The organism is Algorimicrobium algoritergicola, from assembly GCF_008086165.1.
Lineage (GTDB): Bacteria > Bacteroidota > Bacteroidia > Flavobacteriales > Flavobacteriaceae > Algorimicrobium > Algorimicrobium algoritergicola.
In genome coordinates this window covers 139,821-163,053 of record NZ_VSKL01000001.1, presented here as the reverse complement: position 1 = coordinate 163,053, position 23,233 = coordinate 139,821, and the positions used below count along the sequence as shown (strand labels likewise).

At 35.9% G+C, this 23,233-nt stretch carries 17 protein-coding genes, 1 tRNA gene and 1 pseudogene; 4 read left to right on the top strand and 15 right to left on the bottom strand.

Translation table 11 applies throughout. The annotated features are described in order from the left end of the window. Positions 1 to 56 precede the first annotated feature (56 nt). Positions 57 to 1,445, bottom strand: coding sequence for a dipeptidase (locus ES675_RS00865; RefSeq protein WP_066250832.1), 1,389 nt, complete (start codon positions 1,443 to 1,445; stop codon positions 57 to 59). A gap of 160 nt (positions 1,446 to 1,605) precedes the next feature. Between ES675_RS00865 and ES675_RS00860 the strand changes: the two genes are divergently transcribed. Together ES675_RS00860 and ES675_RS00855 are read left to right on the top strand one after the other, a co-directional pair. Next, positions 1,606 to 1,687 (top strand) — tRNA-Leu (locus tag ES675_RS00860). Positions 1,688 to 2,099: 412 nt separating this feature from the next. Continuing rightward, entirely contained in the window at positions 2,100 to 2,393 is a 294-nt protein-coding gene (locus tag ES675_RS00855) for an MFS transporter (RefSeq protein WP_066250557.1), read from the top strand. Between the two features lie 89 nt (positions 2,394 to 2,482). Here ES675_RS00855 and ES675_RS00850 read toward each other — a convergent pair. From ES675_RS00850 to ES675_RS00785, 13 genes and pseudogenes are all read right to left on the bottom strand, one after another. After that, positions 2,483 to 3,022, bottom strand: a pseudogene (locus ES675_RS00850) (DsbA family protein); the annotation flags it as partial. Positions 3,023 to 3,450: 428 nt separating this feature from the next. Then, positions 3,451 to 4,623 carry an ABC transporter permease gene (locus ES675_RS00840; protein WP_066250555.1) on the bottom strand — a complete coding sequence of 391 codons (1,173 nt, stop codon included), beginning with the start codon at positions 4,621 to 4,623 and terminating at the stop codon, positions 3,451 to 3,453. Between the two features lie 6 nt (positions 4,624 to 4,629). Beyond that, positions 4,630 to 5,595 carry an HlyD family secretion protein gene (locus tag ES675_RS00835; RefSeq protein ID WP_066250552.1) on the bottom strand — a complete coding sequence of 322 codons (966 nt, stop codon included), beginning with the start codon at positions 5,593 to 5,595 and terminating at the stop codon, positions 4,630 to 4,632. Beyond that, positions 5,585 to 6,985: a TolC family protein gene (locus tag ES675_RS00830; protein ID WP_066250547.1), complete on the bottom strand. Its 1,401-nt coding sequence runs from the start codon at positions 6,983 to 6,985 to the stop codon at positions 5,585 to 5,587. Before ES675_RS00830 ends, ES675_RS00835 begins: the two co-directional genes overlap by 11 nt. Positions 6,986 to 7,311: 326 nt before the next feature. Then, positions 7,312 to 7,779 carry a DIP1984 family protein gene (locus ES675_RS00825; RefSeq protein WP_082985891.1) on the bottom strand — a complete coding sequence of 156 codons (468 nt, stop codon included), beginning with the start codon at positions 7,777 to 7,779 and terminating at the stop codon, positions 7,312 to 7,314. A gap of 28 nt (positions 7,780 to 7,807) precedes the next feature. Beyond that, the gene (locus ES675_RS00820) at positions 7,808 to 9,343 is read right to left on the bottom strand and encodes a catalase (protein ID WP_066250544.1); all 1,536 of its coding nucleotides are present in this window, start codon (positions 9,341 to 9,343) and stop codon (positions 7,808 to 7,810) included. Positions 9,344 to 9,500: 157 nt separating this feature from the next. Continuing rightward, a complete protein-coding gene (ilvA, locus tag ES675_RS00815; protein ID WP_066250541.1) occupies positions 9,501 to 10,745 on the bottom strand; it encodes a threonine ammonia-lyase IlvA in 1,245 nt (414 codons plus the stop codon). Next, on the bottom strand, positions 10,745 to 11,788 hold the full coding sequence (gene ilvC / locus ES675_RS00810) for a ketol-acid reductoisomerase (RefSeq protein WP_066250538.1): 1,044 nt from the start codon (positions 11,786 to 11,788) through the stop codon (positions 10,745 to 10,747). Before ilvC ends, ilvA begins: the two co-directional genes overlap by 1 nt. A gap of 19 nt (positions 11,789 to 11,807) precedes the next feature. Beyond that, positions 11,808 to 12,341 carry an acetolactate synthase small subunit gene (ilvN, locus tag ES675_RS00805; protein WP_066250535.1) on the bottom strand — a complete coding sequence of 178 codons (534 nt, stop codon included), beginning with the start codon at positions 12,339 to 12,341 and terminating at the stop codon, positions 11,808 to 11,810. A gap of 5 nt (positions 12,342 to 12,346) precedes the next feature. After that, positions 12,347 to 14,041, bottom strand: coding sequence for a biosynthetic-type acetolactate synthase large subunit (gene ilvB / locus ES675_RS00800; protein WP_066250531.1), 1,695 nt, complete (start codon positions 14,039 to 14,041; stop codon positions 12,347 to 12,349). A 16-nt stretch (positions 14,042 to 14,057) separates the two neighbouring features. Next, positions 14,058 to 15,734, bottom strand: coding sequence for a dihydroxy-acid dehydratase (gene ilvD / locus ES675_RS00795; RefSeq protein ID WP_066250525.1), 1,677 nt, complete (start codon positions 15,732 to 15,734; stop codon positions 14,058 to 14,060). Then, positions 15,731 to 16,633, bottom strand: a complete 903-nt coding sequence (locus tag ES675_RS00790) for a branched-chain amino acid transaminase (protein ID WP_066250825.1) — start codon at positions 16,631 to 16,633, stop codon at positions 15,731 to 15,733. Before ES675_RS00790 ends, ilvD begins: the two co-directional genes overlap by 4 nt. Before the next feature lie 566 nt (positions 16,634 to 17,199). Further along, positions 17,200 to 18,792 (bottom strand): T9SS C-terminal target domain-containing protein, encoded by a 1,593-nt coding sequence (locus tag ES675_RS00785; protein ID WP_148367190.1) that lies wholly within the window; start codon positions 18,790 to 18,792, stop codon positions 17,200 to 17,202. A 198-nt stretch (positions 18,793 to 18,990) separates the two neighbouring features. Between ES675_RS00785 and ES675_RS00780 the strand changes: the two genes are divergently transcribed. Beyond that, positions 18,991 to 21,372 carry a GAF domain-containing protein gene (locus ES675_RS00780; protein WP_066250518.1) on the top strand — a complete coding sequence of 794 codons (2,382 nt, stop codon included), beginning with the start codon at positions 18,991 to 18,993 and terminating at the stop codon, positions 21,370 to 21,372. Here the strand turns inward: ES675_RS00780 and ES675_RS00775 are convergent. Continuing rightward, a complete protein-coding gene (locus ES675_RS00775) occupies positions 21,359 to 22,558 on the bottom strand; it encodes a Pycsar system effector family protein (protein ID WP_066250516.1) in 1,200 nt (399 codons plus the stop codon). The two genes, ES675_RS00780 and ES675_RS00775, sit on opposite strands and share 14 nt — an antisense overlap. Positions 22,559 to 22,764: 206 nt before the next feature. On the opposite strand from ES675_RS00775, the gene msrB reads away from it, so the two are divergent. Then, positions 22,765 to 23,214: a peptide-methionine (R)-S-oxide reductase MsrB gene (gene msrB, locus ES675_RS00770; protein ID WP_066250513.1), complete on the top strand. Its 450-nt coding sequence runs from the start codon at positions 22,765 to 22,767 to the stop codon at positions 23,212 to 23,214. The last annotated feature ends 19 nt before the right edge of the window (positions 23,215 to 23,233 follow it).

The following is a 23,233-nucleotide window of genomic DNA, read 5'->3' as shown; positions in this document are numbered from 1 at the left end:
TCTTCTTACTAACACGAAAAATCAAGCGATTTGACGATTAGATTTCTATTTGGTATTTATTTAGAAAGCTCCGTAAAATATTTATAAAACAACGGAATGGTTTCGATACCTTTTATATAATTCCATACACCAAAATGCTCGTTTGGCGAGTGGATAGCATCACTATCTAAGCCAAAGCCCATTAAAATAGTTTTGCTTTGAAGCTCTTGCTCAAACAAGGACACAATAGGAATACTTCCACCAGAACGTTGAGGAATTGGTTTTTTCCCAAACGATTCTTCATAAGCTTTGCTTGCTGCTTGATAGCCTAAACTATCAATAGGTGTTACGTAACCTTGTCCACCATGATGCGGTTTTACTAAAACTTTGACACCTTCAGGCGCAATACTTTCAAAGTGTTTTTTGAAAAGTTCTGTAATTTCTTCCCATTCTTGATGTGGTACCAAACGCATTGAGATTTTTGCAAATGCTTTACTGGCAATAACCGTTTTAGCGCCTTCACCAATATAGCCACCCCAAATACCATTCACGTCTAATGTTGGGCGAATGGAATTGCGTTCGTTTGTTGTAAATCCAGCCTCGCCATAAACAGCATCAATGTCCAAAGATTTTTTATAAGCATCGAGAGAAAAAGGCGCTTTGGCCATTTCCGCGCGTTCTTCTTTTGATAATTCTTCTACTTTATCATAAAAACCTGGAATGGTAATATGATTGTTTTCATCGTGTAAAGAAGCTATCATTTTTGTTAAAATATTGATAGGGTTTGCAACTGCACCGCCATATAATCCAGAATGTAAATCGCGATTCGGACCCGTTACTTCCACTTCAACATAGCTTAATCCGCGCAAGCCTGTTGTAATACTTGGCACATCTTTCGCAATCATGCCTGTGTCTGAAATAAGAATCACGTCATTCTTTAATTTTTCGTGATTGTTTTTTACAAAGGTTGATAGGTTAACAGAACCAACTTCTTCTTCACCTTCAATCATGAATTTCACATTACAAGGTAATTGGTTTGTAGAAGTCATGAATTCCATAGCTTTTACATGCATATACATTTGGCCTTTATCATCACAAGCACCTCGAGCGAAAATGGCGCCTTCCGGGTGAATGTCTGTTTTTTTAATAACGGGTTCAAAAGGAGGAGATGTCCATAATTCAATTGGATCGGCAGGTTGTACATCATAATGCCCATAAACCAAAATAGTAGGTAAATTTTTATCAATCATTTTTTCACCATAAACAATTGGATAACCAGCAGTTTCACAAATTTCAACATGGTCGCAACCGGCTTTTTCTAAACTAAATTTTACCGCTTCGGCTGTTCGTAGCACATCATTTTTAAAAGCAGAATCGGCACTAACCGACGGTATTTTTAATAGTTCAATGAGTTCATTTAAAAAGCGTTGTCTATGTTCGGCAACGTAACCTTGTATGTTTTTCATAATCGTATGTTTTGTTATTTCTGACTGCGTAGAAATAGATTGATTGTGTTTCTTCAAAAGTACAAAACAGTCTGAACTTTTTTATGATAAGATGCGTTTGATTATTCAAACTATTGTTTATATTTGCATCCCGATTGCGGATTTTTGCAATCTTATTAATGCGGGCGTGGTGGAATTGGTAGACACGCTAGACTTAGGATCTAGTGCCGCAAGGTGTGGGAGTTCGAGTCTCCCCGCCCGCACAGCGACTCGAGAAGCTTCAGTGAAAACTGGAGCTTTTTTTATGCTTAATTTTGAGATTTTTCAGAAGTTGAATGCCTCATGTTAAAAGCGATTATTCTTAATTAATTTACCAATGACTGATGCTCATTAATCACTATGTGTTGATTTAATATTTAGTCCTATTAGATAATTCTAAATTATTAACGTCCTCTAGGGCTTTGAATGCCCACAAAATTTAACTTTCCAAATGGCACTTAAACTTGTAGTTCTTTTGCCAATATATTTGTGATAAATACCATGGATATTTAGTAAGTCTATTAAATTATAGCTAAATTAACAACAGTTTAATTGCAAGAAAAGGTCCTTTTAGCTATATAAAGACAATGAAGTTTCATTTGCACTGTTGAAAATACTAGCAGTTTAATTGTTTTATTGCTTACACTATTTGGCGTAATTGCACACTATGGTGTTTATGTATACATGACAAGCCTTGTTGATGAAATTCAGTTGGCAGGAGGTATTGAAAGTGCCTTATTGTTTTTTGGAATAGGATCTCTGATTTCTGTGTTGTTGGCCATAAAATACACCGATAAATACTTAAGGCTGCTAACCATAGTCATGTTTGCCTTACTAATCTTTTCTATGGGTGTTTTTCTAATGTATGGTGGCACTAAGGGTATGGGTCGTTTAGCTTTCTTTTTGTGGGGACTTTCATTTGGCCCATGAGTAACTTTGTTACAAGCAGCCGTAAGCAGGCAAGTTGAAACAGCCAAAGATGTTGCTGCATCAGTTCAGTCTTCTGTTTTTAATTAGGCTACGTCTAAACCTACATCTTTAGCTGCAATAGTCAAATTTTCCCATTTAGCCATATTTTTCTTTTTCAAAAACATCATTTCTCTTATTTCACGCATATATAAAACAGTCTTCTCGCTGTCTTGAAGTTGGGCTGCCTTTAATGCAATAGAGGATGGGTAAGATGAATCCATTGGGTTTTCAAGCCAAAGGTCTCCATCTATGGGCATCTCATAATGTATACTAACTTCTTCCCAATGACTTGCAACGTCTGCAGGACCACTAATACCACCACTACTGTAATTCCAGTCTGGTAGTAAACCTCCCATTCTATAATCAATCTCAACAGCATTGCCGTATTCTAGTTTCAGTTTTCGCAGTTGTGGTTCAACTCCCCAACAGGATGAGCAAATTGGATCTGTATAATAAATTAATTTTACGGATTTCTCTTTAGATTGTTTGTTGCTTTTAGATGGCGTGTTTGAATTCTCTTCTGTGGTATCACACATTCCAGTTTCGATATCGCATAAAAGCGGATTATTTTTTGATACTTCGTGAGTCATGATTTTTGTTTTTAATGATTAATTTCAGTCAACATTACATTCTAAATTCCATATTTTAGGTACACTTATAGAAGGCAGCAAAATGGGGTTTGTGGATTTGCTGCGCGAAATAAACGGCATCGCCACTACTAAAGGCCTTAAACATATTTTCTACTACTGTTTTTTGCTGAATTTTTCAAATATTTCCTTTAGCATTTTAGGAAACCTTTAGCGAAATAATTTGGTAGTTTGCCAATCATCAAAGGTGTCTACACATCCAACATAAGCTTCGGGTTGAGCTATCATAGGTATGTTAATTCTAATCATTTTTTTCTTGATTAGAAAAGGAGTGTGTTTTTAATAAAATAGAATGAATTATATGGCAAGGACTCTTTGATACCAATTAATAGTATTGTCTATTTAAACCTTATATCAGAACAATTTTTGTGCTAATTAACGTACTCAATGGATTTGTTTTTTACCTTTTTAATTTTGTAATGCAGAATGATTGCTGACATCGACAAACAAATTACCGCAATAATACTCATGGCTATAACTGGCGCATAAATATGTGAAACACTAGCGTGGTTAAGATAAAGTATACGAAACGTTTTTAAATAATGCGTCAAAGGAATTAACTCGGCTATAAATTGTACCCAATTTGGCATTTGACTTAAAGGCCAAGTAAACCCACTAAGAATAAAACTTGGCGTGGCTACTACCATCAATACTTCAGTGGCTTTTAATTGATTGGGTAAAATAATACTCACCAATACACCTATGCCACATACGGCGAGAATAAAGACGAAGGTGCTCAAAGAAAAAGCCCAGAAAGCACCACCTATCACCATATTATAATATTTAGAAAAGCCCCAGTAAAGTAGAAGTATACCAACAGACATAATCATATAAGGAATGATCTTTACAGCTAACATGCCTAGAGGATTTGGCATTTTTCTGACTAATTCTTCAAATGTTCTATTTTCATATTCTGATGCAAAAGTAAGTGCTAAACCCAGCAGCAAAATTTGTTGGAAAACCGTTAAAAGCACACCGGGTAACATAAAGTATAAATAATTCCCGCTGCGTATGCTTTGCTTGATAATGGTTGTTTTAAAGGGTTCGTAATTTTGCGTCGCCACATATTCTGGAACACCCTTTTTCATTTGAGACTCGATTTGGATACCAGCTTTTATGGTCATTGCTACGCCGTTTACGGCCATCAATGCTGTGTTAGAAGTCAAGGTGTTGGAAGCATCTACAAAAATGGTAATTTCGGGTAACTTATTTTGTTGAATTCCAGAGGTAAATCCTCTGGGAATATTCACTATTACGGAGGCCTCTTCATCTATTGCCTTGTTTTTCACATCAGTAAGGTCGGGAAAAATGCCAACAACATGAATGCTTTCGGTTTCTTCAAGCATATCAATGAATTTCACACTCATGAGACTTTGATCCTGATCGACTACAATTATTGGTAAATCTGTTATTTTACCTTTTTGATAAACCGCACCAATTAGTATTCCATACAAAATAGGAGCCCCAATAAATAGCAGTCGTAATACGTTGTTGCTAAAAAAAAGCCTGAATTCTCGTTTAATTAAGTGTGTAAATTTCTTCAAAACATATTATTTATTAAACTTTAAAGAAACCGAAGCTTTTGTAATTAAATCTTTAACCTTTTCTGGATCTGTAGGTTTTACTTCTACCTCAAACAAAGTTTGTTGCATGTCAAAGTCGGGATAAGCTGTTGCTATATTGGCATAAGAACTTAAAGCTTTAACTAGAGTTACCTCGCCATTAATAATTTCTGAATCCTTATAGAGGACTTCTATTTTAACGTTTTCTCCCCGTTTAATTTCGCCTAATTTGCTTTCTGCAATGGTAAAACGAAAATATACGGATTGATTAATATAGCCACTTATAATAGGGTATCCTGGCAAGGCAAGTTCGCCATTTTTTAAATTGATTGTTTCAATAGACATATCTTGAGGTGCTATAACATATTTTTCGCGTTCAGCAGCACCAACTTCTAAAATAGCTCCCGAGGCTTGTAACTGCTGACCCAAAGCCATACTTTGCTGTTCGATTCGAGCACCATTTTTTGCGTCTTCTAATTCTGTTTTTGCAGCGTCATATTGATTTTTAGCACCTTGATATTTGGCATAAACTTCATCAAACTGTTGTTGCGGTATTAGACTATCTTGCAACATTTTATTAAGTCTATCTTTGGATTTTTTGGCAAATTCAAATTGCTCTTTTAATCCGTTAACTTTGTTCTGTAATTGTTTTAGTTGCCCATCAGTTGCGCCCTTAATGGCCATTTGGTATTGCGCTTCTGCAGACTTTAAAACACCTTCTGCTTGCTGCTTTTTGGCATCTACTTCTGGAATGTCTAATATAGCCAAGGTGTCACCTTTTTTAACGAAATCACCCTTTGATACCAATAATGCTTCTACCGTTCCTGGTATTTTAGTAACTACTGAAATTTGTTCCCTTTCAATTTTTCCCATAAAAGCAGGATCCATTTTTTTATCTGAACAAGAAATTGAAACTACTAAAACAAGTACGAGTAAAATATTTTTAATTTCCATAGCCGTTATAAATTTTGCCTAATAACTCACCTGTTGCTATTAAGAGTTCTAATGTCGCGTGTCGCTGATTTAGAATTTGGTTGTAATAATTCAAGTTTACTTTATAAAAATCATTTTCTGAAGCTAAGCGTTCTGTTAAATCCACTAAACCAGAATTGTATTGCTTGGTTGCCAATTGTAAATTGTTTTCAGCAATTTGTACACGCTGTTTTGCCACTACAACTTTTTGATGGGCTATTTTAAAATCAGATTTATTTTTAAACAATAGCAACTCAAATTTCTCTCGCGTATCTTTCAATTTGGTTTCAATGATTTGAACTTCTATTTCAGCCTTCTTTACGCTTTTACTATTTTCTCCGCCTTTAAATAAATCCCATTTCATTCCAAGACCAACGGCTGCTGCTGGTTCCAGCCTTATGTTTTCAGTGTTTAATGTTACATCGCCTGCAATGGGAACATCTTTAAGCTTTATGCGCGTGTCAAAAGCATTCAAGTATGTTACGTTTCCAAATGCAAATATCGTGGGGAAATAAGTGCCTTTCTCTTTTTTATAAGCAAATTCTTTAGCCTTTTTTCCCGCTTCCAAAGCTTTTAATTCTACGCGATTCTCGATATTCAATGCATCTTCATTCAGTAAAAATGCCTGTAAATTGTAGGTAATAGCCTCTAGTTCATTTGCGGGTATGCGCGTGAGATATGCCAGTTTAGCAAGCAAAACATTTCTATTGCCTAAAGCTTCTAGCTTCTTTTCTTCTAGCTCTAAAACGGCTAGTTTTATTTTATCACGATCATAAGGAATTGCTAAACCGTTTTCAATGGCTTTTAATACTTTTTTATGCTCTGTATCCAGTCGTTTTTCGGAATCTTCAATGAGTTTATCCACAGCATTTAATAGCATTAATTGATCAAAAGTCTGGATGACCTCTTTGGCAATTTCTTCCTTTCCAGCTTCGGCTAAAAAACGTTCTGCTTTTTGTTTTTCTTCTAATGCTTTAATGCCGCTGTTAATTTGATTTCCTGCAAAAATTATTTGTCGGGTAGATAAACCTCCCATTAAAACATGAGTTTGAAAACTGGAGGCTAAAGGGTCTTCCAGAAACGGTGTTCCGCTAATGGGTAAATATTGAGTTGGAAATTGTAGGTTTAATTGTGAGTATAAAAAACCATAGCCACCCATAAATGAAAGCGACGGTAGTCTTTTTCCTTTGGCGATTTCCATTTCTAATTCTGTATTATTACTGGTCATTTCTTGAATGCGTATGTCTGCACTTTCAGTAATCGCTTTTTGGATGGGGTCTTTTAAAATGTCTTCTATAAAACTTTGGGCATGTAATGGTGTACTTATTAAAAAAAGTGTTCCAAATACCAAATAGAATATATTTTTAGTCATGAAAATCTTATTATAAGAGTTTACTAATTTAATGTGTTAACCATATAAAATTAACGCTTTGACTTTTATGAATATTGAATTTATTTCATATAATTCCGTCTTAATTTGTTAATCTATATCTTCAAATAAAAAAAATGATCGGTCAGTACCTGGTAGTAAATTTTACACAATACGCTTGTAACTTGTAAGCGATAATGGGTCCTAAATTTTACATATTTGCCGCAACCCAAGCAGCTCTGGTTGGTAAAGTTTTCAATTTGCCCCGAAAACCTACCACAAAAAAGGGCTGGCACTCGCCCCGATCATTCCGCCTTTCGGCTTAATTTTTATGCTTTTAACTCAGTAAGCCAATTAATTTCTTGAATTTTACTATCAATCTCTCTAAAAGCCCGTCCTGTTTGATCCATTTCAACTTGTAGTTTTTTAATATCAATGGTTGTTTTAAGATTAGAATCACCGCTATTATTTATTTGTGCAGCATTTCTTATATTTCTTAATTTTTCAGAAAGCATTTTTAAAGAATCACGTTTAGCCAGCGCTTCCATTAAATTGCCTTCGCCTTCAACAACTGTATCATTATTGGTTTTATTAATTCGTATTATTAGCGCTTCCAAATCGTTTCTGGCTTTTCGTAATTGCGCCAATAATTTGATAGGATCTTCCTGAGGAAGCTTATCATCGGAAACGATTAATACAGGTCTGATTCTATTTTGAAGCTGTTCTATTTTCTTCATTAAATCAGCTCTTAACAAAAGCGCTTCCGCAAGCTTCATTTTTTTATGTTCTTCTAACATGTATTCGTTTAAAATTTATACAAACTATTTATCTTGGACATTTAGAAATTGGATTATTATCTGGTTTCGGTGCCCATTTATTATAAGGTGACATATCGAAATCATTTACCTCATCCATAGATAAACCTAATGCTTTTGCAACACCTTGTCCGTATTCTGGATCGGCTTTAAAACAGTTTCTAATATGGCGAATCTGAATAAACTTTTCGGCTCCACCAACTTGGGCAGCTGTATTGTTAAATAACAAATCAGCTTTCCCATCGGCTTTTATAATACGGAACAAATCGCCTGGTTGTGTGAAATAATCTTCATCATCATCCCTGAAATTGTGCGCATAAGCGTCACCATTTAATTCTAAAGGTGGATCTTTAAAATCTGGCTGTTCCTGCCATTCGCCATAACTGTTTGGCTCATAATGTAAGGTGCCACCATGATTTCCATCAACACGCATGGTTCCATCTCTATGATTAGAATGATAAGGACACGTAGGTTTGTTTACTGGAATTTGATAATGGTTAACTCCTAATCGATAACGTTGTGCATCGCCATATGAAAATAAGCGTCCTTGAAGCATTTTATCTGGTGAGAATCCAATTCCAGGAACCACATTTAATGGGTTGAAAGCCGCTTGCTCTACATCCTGAAAATAGTTTTCTGGGTTTCTATTCAATTCAAATTCTCCAACAGGAATCAACGGGAAATCTTTTTTAGACCATACTTTGGTTAAATCGAAAGGGTGGAAGCGGTACGTTTTTGCCTCTTCTTCAGTCATGACTTGAATAAATGCTTTCCATTTAGGAAAATCTTTTCCATCAATAGCATCAAAAAGGTCTCTTTGAGATGATTCTCTATCCATGCCAACTATTTTCATAGCTTCTTCATCAGATAAGTTTTTAATGCCTTGCTGACTTACAAAATGGAACTTTACCCAATGCCTTACATTGTCTTTGTTAATAAAACTATAAGTATGACTTCCAAACCCATGCATATGTCTGTACCCTTTTGGAATGCCACGATCACTCATGGTTATCGTTACTTGGTGTAAGGATTCAGGCAGTAAGGTCCAGAAATCCCAATTATTATTGGCGCTTCTTAAATTGGTTTTAGGATCGCGTTTTACAGCACGATTTAAATCTGGAAACTTCATTGGATCGCGAAAGAAAAATACAGGAGTATTATTTCCGACTAAATCCCAGATACCTTCTTCGGTATAAAACTTTAATGCAAAACCTCTAATATCTCTTTCGGCATCTGCCGCACCTCTTTCTCCTGCTACAGTAGAAAACCTGCTAAACATATCCGTCTTTTTACCAACTTCACTAAATATCTTTGCTTTGGTATATTTTGATATATCGTGAGTTACTGTAAATGTTCCAAACGCACCTGAACCTTTAGCATGCATTCTTCTTTCTGGAATTACTTCGCGATCAAAGTTTGCCATTTTTTCAAGAAACCAGGCATCTTGCATCAACATAGGGCCTCTTGGTCCTGCGGTTTGCACGTTTTGATTATCTCCAACTGGTGCTCCAGTCTGCCTTGTAAGTTTTGGTTTTTTATCGTCCATAATTTTTGATTTTTAAGTGATTTATCAAGCGAATGAAGTTACGACTTTTAAGCTACTTTACAAATGGCTTTAACCATTATTAACAGTAGTGAAATTCGCAATAATCATTGGACTCGACTTTTTCATTCTACTTTCATAGAATAGCTTGTGTGTTTAGTTATGAAATTAAGGCTGTAAACAAATCTGCATTATCATTTAAGTATTGATAATTAAATTTTCTGTGTTTTAATTGCTCTTCTATTTTATGAAAATCGCCTTGATTTTTCAATTCAATTCCTACCACTGCAGGACCACTTTCTCGATTATTCTTTTTTGAAAATTGAAAATAAGTAATGTCATCATTTGGGCCTAAAATATCATTTACAAATTCTTTTAATGCGCCTGGTCGCTGCGGAAATTGGACGAGAAAATAATGTTTCAATCCTTCATATAATAAGGATCGCTCTTTTATCTCTTCGGTGCGAGAAATGTCATTATTGCCTCCACTAATAACGCAAACCACATTTTTTCCTTTTATTTTTTCCTTGTAAAAGTCGAGAGCCGCAATAGTTAATGCACCTGCTGGTTCAGCCACAATAGCTTCTTCGTTATACAAACGCAAAATGGTTGTACATATCTTCCCTTCTGGAACAAGGATAATATCTTCCAAACTATCTTTACAAATCTCAAATGTTTTATCTCCCACACGTTTAACAGCAGCACCATCTACAAACTTGTCAATGTTTTTCAATGTTGTATTTACACCTTTTTTTATGGAGTTTGACATGGATGGCGCTCCAGCTGGCTCCACCCCAATAATTTTTGTGTGTGGACTCAATTTTTTAAAAACCGAACTGACACCTGCAGCTAAACCGCCGCCACCGATAGGGACAAATAAATAGTCAATAGGCCTATGGTGGTCTTCCAAAAGCTCTAAAGCAATTGTTCCTTGGCCTGCCATTACTTTTTTATCATCAAAAGGATGAATAAAAACAGCATCAATTTCATGGCAAAAACGGTTGGCTTCTTCAAATGCTTCCTCAAACGTATCACCTTTTAAAACGACCTCAACTTTATCTTTACCAAAGAGTTTAACCTGTTTTGTTTTTTGAAGAGGTGTCGTTACGGGCATAAATATGGTAGCTTGAATGTTTAATTTATAACAAGCATAAGCAACACCTTGCGCATGATTTCCGGCACTAGCGCAAACAATTACTTTAGATTTATCTTTGTTTGAAAGCGATACTATTTTATTGTAAGCACCTCTTAATTTGTAAGAACGGACAGGTTGTAAATCTTCACGTTTTAACCAAACTTGAGCAGAAAATTCTTCACTCAAGTTTTCGTTTTTCATTAGTGGCGTATGCATGGCAATACCTCTTATACGCTCTTTGGCTTGATATACTTTATCTAATAATTCCATTATTTGGTGGGTCTTAATTTACGCACTTCTAGTCCTGTTTGCCACAATTCGCTGTTTTTCATCACAGTTAATTCTTCTTCTAATTTTATACGATAATCCGGTTTACTATTGGCTTCAATCACTATTTCAGCTTCTTTTCCAGAAACGACGCTGTCATACAATTCATTCAACACAGGTTCAGTAGCTTCGCGAAATTTACCCTTCCAGTCTAATGCGCCGCGTTGTGCAGTTGTTGAACAATTGGCAAACATCCAATCCATGCCATTTTCGGCAATAAGCGGCATTAAACTTTGCGTAAATTCTTCTACAGTTTCGTTAAAAGCCTCACTTGGCGAATGCCCACGTTGACGAAGGACATTGAATTGTGCTTCAAAAACTCCTGCAATAGCGCCCATTAAAACACCGCGTTCTCCTGTAAGGTCGCTATAAACTTCTTTTTGAAAAGTGGTTTCAAACAAATATCCCGAACCAATGGCAATTCCTAATGCCAAGGCACGTTCTTGTGCTTTTCCAGTAGCGTTTTGAAATACAGCATAGCTGGAATTCAATCCTTGTCCATTTAAAAATAAACTTCTAAGTGATGTGCCTGAACCTTTTGGAGCCACCAAAACAACATCGATATCCGAAGGCGGAACAATGCCTGTTTTTTTATGAAATGTCACGCCAAACCCGTGGGAAAAATAGAGTGCTTTTCCTTTGGTTAAATGTTTTTTCATGCCTTCCCAAGCTTGTATTTGCCCTGCATCTGAAAGTAAATTCATGACGATAGTTGCTTTTTTGCAGGCCTCATCTAAATCGAAAAGTGTTTTGCCTTCTTCCCAACCATCAGCTCGTGCCTTTCTCCAGCTCGTTGTTCCTTTTCGTTGACCAACAATCACGTTGATACCATTATCTTTTAAGTTGAGTGCTTGCCCTGGACCTTGAACACCATAACCGATAACGGCTACGGTTTCACCTTTTAATACGTCTTGAGCTTTTTTAAGTGGAAATTCGTTACGTTTTATAACGTTTTCTTGTACGCCTCCAAAATTTATTGTTGCCATAATTCTTTTTATTTATTGTTTATAATTTGTGATTTAATTCTTCTAACTCTTTTAAATAGGTGCTAAATTCTTTCATGGGTTTTGTTACTGCTACACGTCCAGAACGTGCAAATTCAAGTACACCATAAGGTTGTAAGTTTTCGAACAGCAATTGCGTTTCTTTTACATGTCCTGTTTTTTCTATGACCATAAATTTTGGGTCTACCGTAAGTATTCTTGCATGATGTTCCCGAATTACTTTTTCCACATCACCATTAGTTAAAGCGCCTGTTTTTATTTTATACAATGCGATTTCTTGATGTACGACTTCAGAATCTTCATGTGCGAATGCTTTAAAAACATCTATTAGTTTTTCAAGCTGTCCGATAACTTTTTCTACTTGCTCTTTTGTTGTTCTTAAAACAATGGTATATCGAAACACTCCCTTTATTTCCGATTCGGAAGCTGTAATACTATCGATATTGAGGTGGCGACGCGTGAAAATAATTGTTACCCGATTCATCATCCCGATGCTGTTTTCTGTAAAGACGGATACTGTATATGTTTTTTTCATTTTTTTTAGTTTAAACGAACTTCTGATACAGAGGCTCCGGTTGTCATCATTGGAAATACATTTTCCTCTTTAGCGACCATGACTTCTAACAAGTAAGATCCGTTGTGATTTAGCATTTTTAATAGATTTTCTTTTAAGTCTTTTCTAGCTTCAATTTTGGAGGCTTCAATACTATACGCTTTAGAAAGGGCTATAAAATCAGGGCTGATCATATTTGTAAATGAATAGCGTTTCTCAAAAAATAACTGTTGCCATTGACGTACCATCCCAAGAAATCGGTTATTTAAAATGATGATTTTTATATCTACATCACTTTGCAAAATGGTCCCCAATTCTTGTAGCGTCATTTGAAAGCCTCCATCTCCAATAATGGCTATTACAGGTTTGTCTGGCGCACCAAATTTTGCTCCAATAGCAGCTGGTAGTGCAAATCCCATGGTTCCCAAACCTCCTGATGTAATGTTGCTTTTTGTTTTATTGTATTGATAATAGCGCGCTGTCATCATTTGGTGTTGACCCACATCGGTAACTACAACTGCTTCTCCGTTGGTGATTTCTGAAAGCATTTTGATGACCTCATCCATTTTCAATTCTTCGGAATGTAATTCGTTGGCACTTTTTTGTAAAGTGTCAATTTCAACTTCTTTAGCATCTTTAAATTCCTGAAGCCAAGAGCTGTGGACTTTTTTATGAACCAATGCTGTTAATACTTTTAAAGCTTCTTTGGCATCCGCATGAATTGGAACATCTGCTTTTATAATTTTATTTAATTCCGAAGCATCAATGTCTATATGAACAATTTTTGCCTGTCTGGCATACCTAGAAACATCGCCAGTAACTCTATCGTCGAAGCGCATACCGATGGCGATAAGGACATCGCACTCATTTGTTTTTATGTTTGCGGCATAATCACCGTGCATGCCTAAATATCCGGCATAAAGTGGGTGATTATTGGGAAATGCGCCTAACCCTAAAAGGGTTGATGCTACCGGAATTCCTGACTTTTCAACAAACTCCACTAATGCCTTCTCTGCATGAGATAGCATAATTCCCTGTCCAATTAGTAAGTAAGGTTTTTTTGCGGCATTAATTAATTTCGCTGCGGCTTCTGCAACCGATTTGCGCAACTTTGGCCTAGGATAATAACTTCGGATATTCGTACATGTCTCATATTTGAAATTGGTTTGGCCAAATTGCGCATCCTTGGTAATATCAATCAGCACAGGGCCTGGACGGCCAGATTGTGCAATGTAAAATGCTTTTGCAACAGCGGCAGAAATATCGTCTGCTCTGGTAACTTGACAGTTCCACTTGGTTATGGGCATGGAGATTCCCACCACATCCGTTTCCTGAAAAGCATCGGTGCCCAAAAGATGGGATGATACTTGGCCTGTGATACATACCAAGGGCGTGGAATCAATCATAGCATCTGCTAAGCCAGTAATTAAATTGGTTGCGCCTGGTCCAGAAGTTGCGAATACCACACCTGTTTTTCCTGATGTTCTAGCATAACCTTGAGCGGCATGAATGGCGCCTTGTTCGTGACGGACTAAAATGTGATTTACGGATTCTTCGTAATCATATAAAGCATCATATATGGGCATGATGGCTCCTCCGGGATACCCGAATATTGTATTAACTTGTTCGGCTACTAAAGACTCGACTACAGCTTTAGCACCTGTCATTTTTATTGAGTTCATTTCTGTTTTTTTATAATTAATTATCAGTTACGCAGCCTGTTGACGCACACGACACACATTTTGCATATTTATATAAGACGCCTTTTGTTGCTTTTAGTTTTGGTTGGTTCCATTCCGATTTTCGTTGGGCTAGTTCCTGATGGTTTACTTTTAACTGAATAGAATTATTTTTTGTGTCAATGATGATTTTGTCGCCATTTTCAACTAATGCAAGTGTCCCACCGTGATAAGCTTCGGGTGTGATATGTCCAACCACAAATCCGTGTGTTCCACCAGAGAATCTGCCGTCGGTAATTAACGCCACGTTTTTCCCCAGTCCGGCGCCCATAATAGCCGACGTTGGCTTGAGCATTTCTGGCATTCCTGGACCTCCTTTTGGACCACAGTAGCGAATCACCACAACATCTCCCGACTTAACTTCACCGCTTTTTATGCCGTCAATTGCTGCGTATTCATCGTTGTAAACTTTTGCTGAACCTTCAAAATATTCTCCTTCGTTTCCGCTGATTTTCGCCACACTCCCTTTGGGTGCCAAATTCCCAAAAAGGATTTGTAAATGTCCAGTAGATTTTAAAGGAGATTCCAATTGAAGAAACACATTTTGTCCTGCGGTTAAATCTGAAATTTCAGCCATGTTTTCTGCGACAGTTTTTCCTGTCACGGTTAAACAATCACCGTGAAGCAGGTTGTTTTCTAACAAGTATTTCATCACCGCAGGAACACCGCCAACAGCATGTAAATCCTCCATCAGGTATTTTCCGCTTGGTTTTAAATCTGCCAAAACAGGGACCTTATCGCTGATTCTTTGGAAATCCTCTAGTGTTAATTCGAGATCTACAGAATGCGCCATCGCGATTAAGTGCAACACCGCATTAGTTGAACCACCGAGAACCGTGACCATGGTTATCGCATTCTCAAATGCCTTTTTGGTCATGATGTCTTTGGGTTTGATGTCATTTTCAAGTAAAACCCGAATTGCTTTTCCGGTAGCTAAACATTCTTGATTCTTCTCAACACTTAAAGCAGGATTCGAAGAACTGTAGGGTAAGCTCATTCCTAAAGCTTCAATTGCGGAAGCCATTGTGTTTGCCGTATACATGCCGCCACAAGCACCAGCGCCTGGGCACGCATTTTTGATAACACCTTTGAAATCTTCTGGGGTTATGGTGTTGTTGAATTTCTTGCCCAAAGCTTCAAATGCAGAAACGATGTTCAAAGATTCACCTTTCCATTTTCCAGAATGAATGCTTCCACCGTAAACCATGATTGCAGGACGATTTAATCTGCCCATCGCGATGATAGAACCGGGCATATTTTTATCGCAACCCACCACGGCTAAAACGGCGTCGTACCATTGTGCGCTGACCACCGTTTCGATTGAATCAGCAATGACATCACGGGAAACCAATGAAAATCGCATGCCATCTGTTCCGTTGGAAATCCCATCACTTACGCCAATCGTGTTGAAAATTAATCCAACAAGGTTTTCGTTTTGCACGCCTGTTTTGACTTCTTTCGCCAAGTCGTTCAAATGCATATTGCAGGTATTTCCTTCGTAACCTGTACTCACAATCCCGACCTGTGCTTTTTGCATGTCTTCTTCCGTCAACCCGATTCCATAAAGCATGGCTTGCGCGGCAGGTTGAGATGCGTCCTGCGTGATTGTTTTACTGTATGTATTTATAGTGTTCATGATAACGTTGTGCTAAATGTTGTTGCTGTTGTTGGAGTTTCTTTCACCCGCTTCGAATAAGCGTCTTGTAATTTCTTTCCTAATGAATCATTCCATGCTGTCGGGAATTTGGTGTCATCAACGGATTTAATGCCTATAACTTCAGCAGCTGTTCCACAATAAAAAGCACTGTCTGCTGCGAATAAGTCTTTAGGTTCAAAAAGTCCTTGTTTAACTTCGATTCCAAGTTCTTCGGCTAATTCTAAAACAGTTGCTCGTGTGATTCCGGGAAGGATATTGCCCAATTTCGGAGTGAATAAAACACCGTCTTTTTCGAAGAATAAATTAGCGCCTGGACCTTCTGCTAAAAACCCATCGCTATCCAAAAGCAACGCTTCATCAAAACCTTTATCTTTTGCTTCGTTTGTGGCCAGTATTGAATTCACATAATGACCACATACTTTTGCTTCAATTTTTATGGAACGTGGATGGGGACGACAGAAAGACGAAACGTTCAATCGTAATTGTTTGTCTCCCAAATAAGCGCCCCATTCCCAAGCGCAGATCATGATGGAAACATTATTTGGTTTGGTAAGTGCCATGTTTGGATCGCAGAAAACCAATGGACGAACATAGGCATCAGATAAATTATTTTTCTTTAACAGCATGTAAGTTGCGTCTACTAATTCTTGAACATCATAATGAAATGGAATAGTGATGAGCTCTGCTGACTTTTTTAAACGTTCGTAATGTTCTTTGACTTTGAAAACGCTTGTCCCGTTTCCAGTTGCATAAGCCCGAATCCCTTCAAAAACACCATATCCGTAGTGTAGGGTTTGACTGTATAAATCTGTAGTAGTTTCATTTGCTTTAACAAATTTCCCGTTTAGGTAGATTAGCGTGTCGTTGTTGTAATACATATTGGTTTGTTTTAAGTTTGACTTTAATTGAATAAAAAAAGCCTTTCCCAAATAAATGAGAAAGGCTTGAAATGGTGCAATACCAACCTGACTCACTCGATAGAGTAAATAATAATGCTGATAATAATAATGTTAGTAACTGTTTTCATATGTCGATTTTATAAAAAATAAAAAAGCCTTTCTCAAGTGAATGAGAAAGGCTTAAAATTGGATAATACCAGCCTGACTCACTCTGTGAAGCGAATAATAATGCTGATAATAATAATGTTTGTATGTGTTGTCATATTGATTTAATACCATAAAAAAAGCCTCCTGATTTCTCGGGAGGCTTTTTAAATATGTTGTATATATTCTATAGCGTTCCCTCTGCAGATGTGATAATCACATTTGCAATACTAATTGAAGGAATAATAGAAAAATTTCTCATTGTTGATTCTAATTTCGAGACAAATGTATTTAAATAAATCAAAACAAGACTATAATAATTATAAAAAATGCTGATTGATTTTTTTTTGAGTAGAAACTGTCATCATTTAACAGCGGAAATTGTGGTTCATAAAAAAGGTTTATTTCTTAATCAATCTACCCGTGAATTGCGCCTGCGAACTATTACGTGCTTTCACAATATAAAGTCCAGCTGATAATTCCGAAACACTGAAGTCTTGTTTGGCTTTAAATGCTCCAGAAAATTCTTTAATTAGTTTTCCAGAAACATCGTATAATTTCAATTCTGTAACCGAATGATTAATTGAAAATGTGTTTTTTGTAGGCGATGGATAGACTAATAAATTTCCATTTGTTTCGTTTAATGTGTCAATGGATAATGTTGGGTTTAAAGTTCCTTCAAGTTCAATAGTTAATGTGCTATTGTTATTGTAGGTAACCGATACTGTACCATTTCTAGTATTTTGCGTGGTATTGGTAAGAACTGCCTGAATACTAACACTAGAATTAGCACCAACTAATTGATTAGCATACGTATTGGCCAACGTATAATCTGTTCCTGTTATGGAAATATTATCAATATAAGTGCCTGTTGTTCCAGATGTATTACTTAATTCAATATCAATAGTTACCGAACCAAAATCTGGGCCGTATTCAAATGCTTTGGTTGTTTCAGCTGCTGCAAATGTGCTATTAACATTTGCTGTCCCTGAAGCATCATCAGTGCCTAAATATTCCATATTTCGGATAATTACACCTCCTGATGAACCTCCTGCAACATATAGTGTGCTACCGGAAACAATAGGCTGAAACCCATGTCTAGGATAGTTTAAGCTACTTTGTGTTGTCCATGTGTTTGTGGTTGGGTTAAATGATTCAACAATAGAAACCTGACCATTATTTGGTCTGTTAAATGTAGTTTCGCCACCAAGGGTATATATTTCGTTATTGTAAACTATAACACCTAAACCTGCTCGCGGATTGGGTATATTTTGACTGTTATTTAATGTTGTCCATTGCTCTGTGATAAAATTATACACATCTACTTCGGGAACTTGTGGCTCAAATAATCCACCTGGACCACCTGTTAATCTGCCTCCAATAGCATAGAGTTTATCGCCAAAAATTGCAGCTTGAAAATGATCGCGCTCATGCGGCGCATTAGTTAATGAGGTCCAAGCACCTGTAGTAGGATTAAATTCATCAAAATAAGAAACATAACCACCGCTATGACCATTGTTATTACCACCTACAACATAAAATTTATTATTATAAACGGCCAATCCTGCCGCTCCACGCTTCCGTGATTCGGGGATTTCCATACCCTGAATCCATTGTTTTGTAGCTGGATTATACATATAAATATAATCTGCACTTTCTTCAGGATTTGGGACATTTGTTTTAAATGCACCAATAACCCAAATAAGCCCTTCGAAGCTAATGGCTTGAAAATGGTTAAATGATTCTGGAGCCATACCACCTTGTTCCCATGTATTCGTTGCATAATCATAAACATCCAGCCTTTGTGATGATTCACGACCACCAAACATGACAAATTTATCGCCAGCTTGAACAAAGCCAAATTCGTGCCTCGCTACATAATTTTCACTTTCGTTTTTTTCTATCCAAGTTTGTGAAAACCCATTATTAAACTGTAAAAAGGTTAGGCAAAACATGGAGAAAAAAAAAGTGCGGTATGATGTCGTGGATAGCATTGTTTAAAATTCGATTTAATTATTACGAAAAAGAGTTTCAAGGTATTGATTTTGAGTGTAAACCATGATTAATTGATGGATAAATCGTTAAACAAGCAAATTTCATCGTTTATTTAAGTTTTTATAAAAATTCATGTTAGTGTTATACCTATTTTTCGACCAAGGTTAATATTTGTATTTTTGAAGAAATATTTTGGCATGATACTCAATAACAAAACTAGTTCACCTATAAAATTGCTTATCAGCTTTCATAAGCTCTTTGAGCAATATGAACTATTGGCACAGAGTGAAAATGTATGGATGGCAGAAAAAGCAAAATCCATTCTTAAAATTGCAGAAACGTACCCAGAGTTAAAAGATGGATTTTCTGATATGTCCATAATTAAAACACGAGAAGCACAAATTGCTGAAATTCTTCAAGATACTTTTAATCCGTTACTCACAAAAAACGAAATTAAAGCCGCTACTGCTCCCTTTAAAGATGCTATTTTTAATCTTTCTGAACGATTTAAAAGTATTATAGCTGATGCAGGAGAGGATTTTAAGCTTGAAATTAAGAACATGCCGGACGATGATAAATACATCATGGTTTGTACTATTATTTTGAATGCGTATTATGGTTCTGATTTTAGTTTTAGAAGGCCATTTCATTATGAAATTCCTGATAAAAATGGCATCATTCGCTTTTATAAAATCCTTTATAATGCCGACTTTACAGAGGTCATAAAATCGAGTGGTGCGCCAAACATTACGCAAGAGGATATTGATTCGCTCATGGATAATTTTGATGATATAGCACTTTGGAAAAAACTGTTTCCTGAAAATGGATATACACTAAAAGGGTTTGTAATCTCTAACATATTTGATGTAACTGATGATTTTGCCATTTCCGAGATCAAATCCAATTTAATAGCTGAAAACAAGCGACAGGATAAAAATTTTATTAAAGATCTTCAATCTATATTCCAATCGTTTTTAAAAATTACTGATATTAAGGTCGGGTTTTCAGTATACAATAAAGAAGAAGGCCTCTTTGAGCGTGTTTACGGTGAAGGCATGCATAGTTTTCTGTTAAATGACAACCCTATGGGTAATTGTGCGGATATGTTGTGCAAATCGTCCTATAAAAAATTACTGGAAGAGAAGAAGCATATTGCTGTTTCCAATGTAGAAAAAACCTTTCATGCAACCCAAGGGAAAGTGCCACATATAAAAATGCTCCATGAGCAAGGATTTAAAAGTGCTATTTTTGCGCCTATTGCAAATAAAGACGGCTTGATGGGGATTTTAGAATTAGTTTCTAATCAGCCAAAAGCTTTAAATAGTATCAATGCTAATAAGCTGGAAGATGTTATGCCATACATTGTTGCAACGGTAGAGCGTAGTAAAACCGATCAAGAAAACTTAATTGAAGCGGTTATTCAACAAGAATGTACGTCTATTCATAAAAGCGTTCATTGGCGATTTAAGCAAGCTGCGCAAGCCTTTATAAAAGAAAATATACTTCAGAATAAAAATATCCCATTCAGAAAAATTGCTTTTAAAAATGTTTATCCTTTATTCGGGCAAATTGATGTCAAAGGTTCATCAGAAGCAAGAAATTTAGCGACACAAAAAGATTTGTCTGATCAGTTAGAATTAGCGAAATCCATTATTGATAAAGCGAATATAGATTTAAACATGCCAGTTTATGATCAGGTAGCTTTCCAAATCAATACATTTCTTACTCAAGTTGAAAAAGCTTTTAAAGTGGATAGTGAACATGTCATTTCATTGTTTCTGAAAAATGAAGTGTCATCATTGCTGAATCTCATAAAGAAAACAAATACCAATTTAGTATCAGAAATTGATGGTTATTTTGAGCAAATTGATAAGGATCTAAAAGTGTTGTATAAACACAGAAAAAACTATGATGATACCATTAGTTTAATAAACAAAAATATGTCTACAATTATAGATGATAGACAAGTGGAAGCACAAAAAATATATCCACACTTTTTTGAACGCTATAAAACGGATGGTGTAGAACACAACATGTATATAGGTGAATCTATTACGCGAGAGGATAGTTTTAGTCTTATTTATCTCTATAATCTGCGACTATGGCAAATTCAAGTTATGTGTGATATGGAGAATGCGTTTTATAGCAATCAAGATATATATCCCTTAAAATTGGATATGGCTTCTATGATTTTGGTTTTTAATCAACCTTTATCTATCCGTTTCCGCATGGACGAAAAGCAATTTGATGTAGATGGCACGTACAATGCACGTTATGAGGTTGTTAAAAAACGTGTAGACAAAGCATTTATAAAAGGTACTGAACAACGGGTTACCGAAAAAGGGAAGTTAAGTATTGTTTATTCGCAGCAGGAAGATGAGGAAGAATACTTACAGTATGTTCGCTTTTTTCAATCTAAAAAAATGCTTGACACAGACTTGGAAGTTGTAGAATTACAAGACTTACAAGGTGTAACAGGCTTGAAGGCTATTCGTGTTAGTATTCTGTATCGTAATAATAAAACGGATAGCACAAACTACTATACCTACAATGACTTAATGGATGTTATAGAAAATTAAAGTTTTGCATTTTAAATGAAATGGCAAATGCTAAAACAGAAATTATAATCCCAATCATAAAGATAGAATAGGTAATTCTTAAAATACGATACTTTCTATCCAAAACCTTTCCAAGATAATAAAGATCTTTAGTTAATGAACTGTATACGTAATTCTTGTCCTTTAATAATTCATCTATAGCCCATTCAAATTCTTCCAGTTTCATTTTATGAAAGTTTCCAAAGAAGGTTAAATTAACCCGTTTTTCCGCAACATCTTCTTTTGTGAATTCCCCTCGTGTAACATTTGGCCTAGTGGCAATAACCGATAGGACAATAGAAGTAACACTAAATACCACAAAGATAATAGTTGGAATTATTAAATAGGCATTGGACGGATTGTCCAATTTTGAAAATAAGTTAGAAATAATCAACGATAAAATAATGGCATTTACCGATAATAAAATATTGGCTTTCGTGTCCGCAATATCACTTAATTTTATGTGGTTCCGTAAAGCAACACGATAAAACGTTTGGATACCACGCTCGGGACTTTCGTTTTTATATTGCGCTTTGTATTTCGCTTTAAGCTTTTCTTTTTTTAATTTCTTATTAAACTTATTTTTTGAACTAATCAGATCTGAAAGGTTTTTGTCCTTCTGTTCTTGCCAATTTTTAATGGCATAATCCGTGAGGAATTCATGTTTTTCAGAAAGCATTTTGATGTTTTCATCCAACCACTCGCTAGCCGAAAAATTGACAACACCTTGAATTTCCAATTCCTTACGGAGAAACTCACTCGTCTCATTAAAGTAATCCTTGCCAAAATGTGATGAATCTGCATCGCGCATAATTTTTTCGTGAAGAGTTTTTGGTACACACTCAAATTGTGTTGCCAAAATACAGTCCCTTATTGCCTGAATCGTTTCTGGATCTACATGATTTTCAGTTAGAAAAGCCTCGGCAATTTTAACACTTTCTTGCTCATGATCATCAATCGTTTTTGTGTAACCTGTATCATGAAATATGGCAGACAATTGAAGTATTTCTGAATCTTTTTCAGAAATGTCAGTATGTGCTATAATTTCACGAAGACTTTTCAGAACCCGTTTTGTGTGTTTTAGATTATGATATAAGAAAGAAGAATCTAATTCATCTTTAAATAAATCAAAAACATAGGCTTCAGCTTTTTCTACAATATTTGTCATAAGTTTAATTCAAGATACTTTAGACGTACAAATTACTAAAAAATTACTATAATTTGGGGTTAAACGTTTTTTGTAAGGAATAAGATAATACTGCGACAAATAAATCACTTGTTTATAGGTTTAACTTCGATACTTTATCGGAGTTTTTATTTTACACGTATTAAACAAAAACGAACTATTTTATTAATTAAAGAAAAGACAAGCTTATGTTAACGTGGAAAGAGGTTATCAGTTTTAGTGTGAATGGAAATCCAACACCAGGCCGTCGTGTTGAAAAAACAGAAGCTGAATGGCGTGAAATTTTAACTGACGAGCAATTCAGAATTACGCGTAAAAAAGGAACAGAAATGGCAGGAACTGGAGCGCTTTGTAGTGTTCATGAAGCGGGAAAATATAATTGTGTTTGCTGCAATACGCCGTTGTTTGATTCCACTATTAAATTTGATTCTAGTTCTGGATGGCCAAGTTTTACGCAGCCTATAGAGGAAAATGCTATTAAGTATGAAAAAGATTCTACCTTCGGAATGGTGCGTGTTGAGGTAATGTGCAACTCCTGCGATGCTCATTTAGGTCATGTATTTCCAGATGGCCCAGAACCAAGCGGATTGCGTTATTGTGTGAATTCAGAATCTATGATTTTAGAAACAAACACATAAAATATAGAAAGGAAATACT

Coding starts and splice junctions, on each gene's coding strand:
- ES675_RS00865 (WP_066250832.1), bottom strand. CDS start 1,445: ATGAAAAACATACAAGGTTACGTTGCCGAACATAGACAACGCTTTTTA.
- ES675_RS00835 (WP_066250552.1), bottom strand. CDS start 5,595: ATGGAAATTAAAAATATTTTACTCGTACTTGTTTTAGTAGTTTCAATT.
- ES675_RS00830 (WP_066250547.1), bottom strand. CDS start 6,985: ATGACTAAAAATATATTCTATTTGGTATTTGGAACACTTTTTTTAATA.
- ES675_RS00825 (WP_082985891.1), bottom strand. CDS start 7,779: ATGTTAGAAGAACATAAAAAAATGAAGCTTGCGGAAGCGCTTTTGTTA.
- ES675_RS00820 (WP_066250544.1), bottom strand. CDS start 9,343: ATGGACGATAAAAAACCAAAACTTACAAGGCAGACTGGAGCACCAGTT.
- ilvA (WP_066250541.1), bottom strand. CDS start 10,745: ATGGAATTATTAGATAAAGTATATCAAGCCAAAGAGCGTATAAGAGGT.
- ilvC (WP_066250538.1), bottom strand. CDS start 11,788: ATGGCAACAATAAATTTTGGAGGCGTACAAGAAAACGTTATAAAACGT.
- ilvN (WP_066250535.1), bottom strand. CDS start 12,341: ATGAAAAAAACATATACAGTATCCGTCTTTACAGAAAACAGCATCGGG.
- ilvB (WP_066250531.1), bottom strand. CDS start 14,041: ATGAACTCAATAAAAATGACAGGTGCTAAAGCTGTAGTCGAGTCTTTA.
- ilvD (WP_066250525.1), bottom strand. CDS start 15,734: ATGAACACTATAAATACATACAGTAAAACAATCACGCAGGACGCATCT.
- ES675_RS00790 (WP_066250825.1), bottom strand. CDS start 16,633: ATGTATTACAACAACGACACGCTAATCTACCTAAACGGGAAATTTGTT.
- ES675_RS00785 (WP_148367190.1), bottom strand. CDS start 18,792: ATGCTATCCACGACATCATACCGCACTTTTTTTTTCTCCATGTTTTGC.
- ES675_RS00780 (WP_066250518.1), top strand. CDS start 18,991: ATGATACTCAATAACAAAACTAGTTCACCTATAAAATTGCTTATCAGC.
- ES675_RS00775 (WP_066250516.1), bottom strand. CDS start 22,558: ATGACAAATATTGTAGAAAAAGCTGAAGCCTATGTTTTTGATTTATTT.
- msrB (WP_066250513.1), top strand. CDS start 22,765: ATGTTAACGTGGAAAGAGGTTATCAGTTTTAGTGTGAATGGAAATCCA.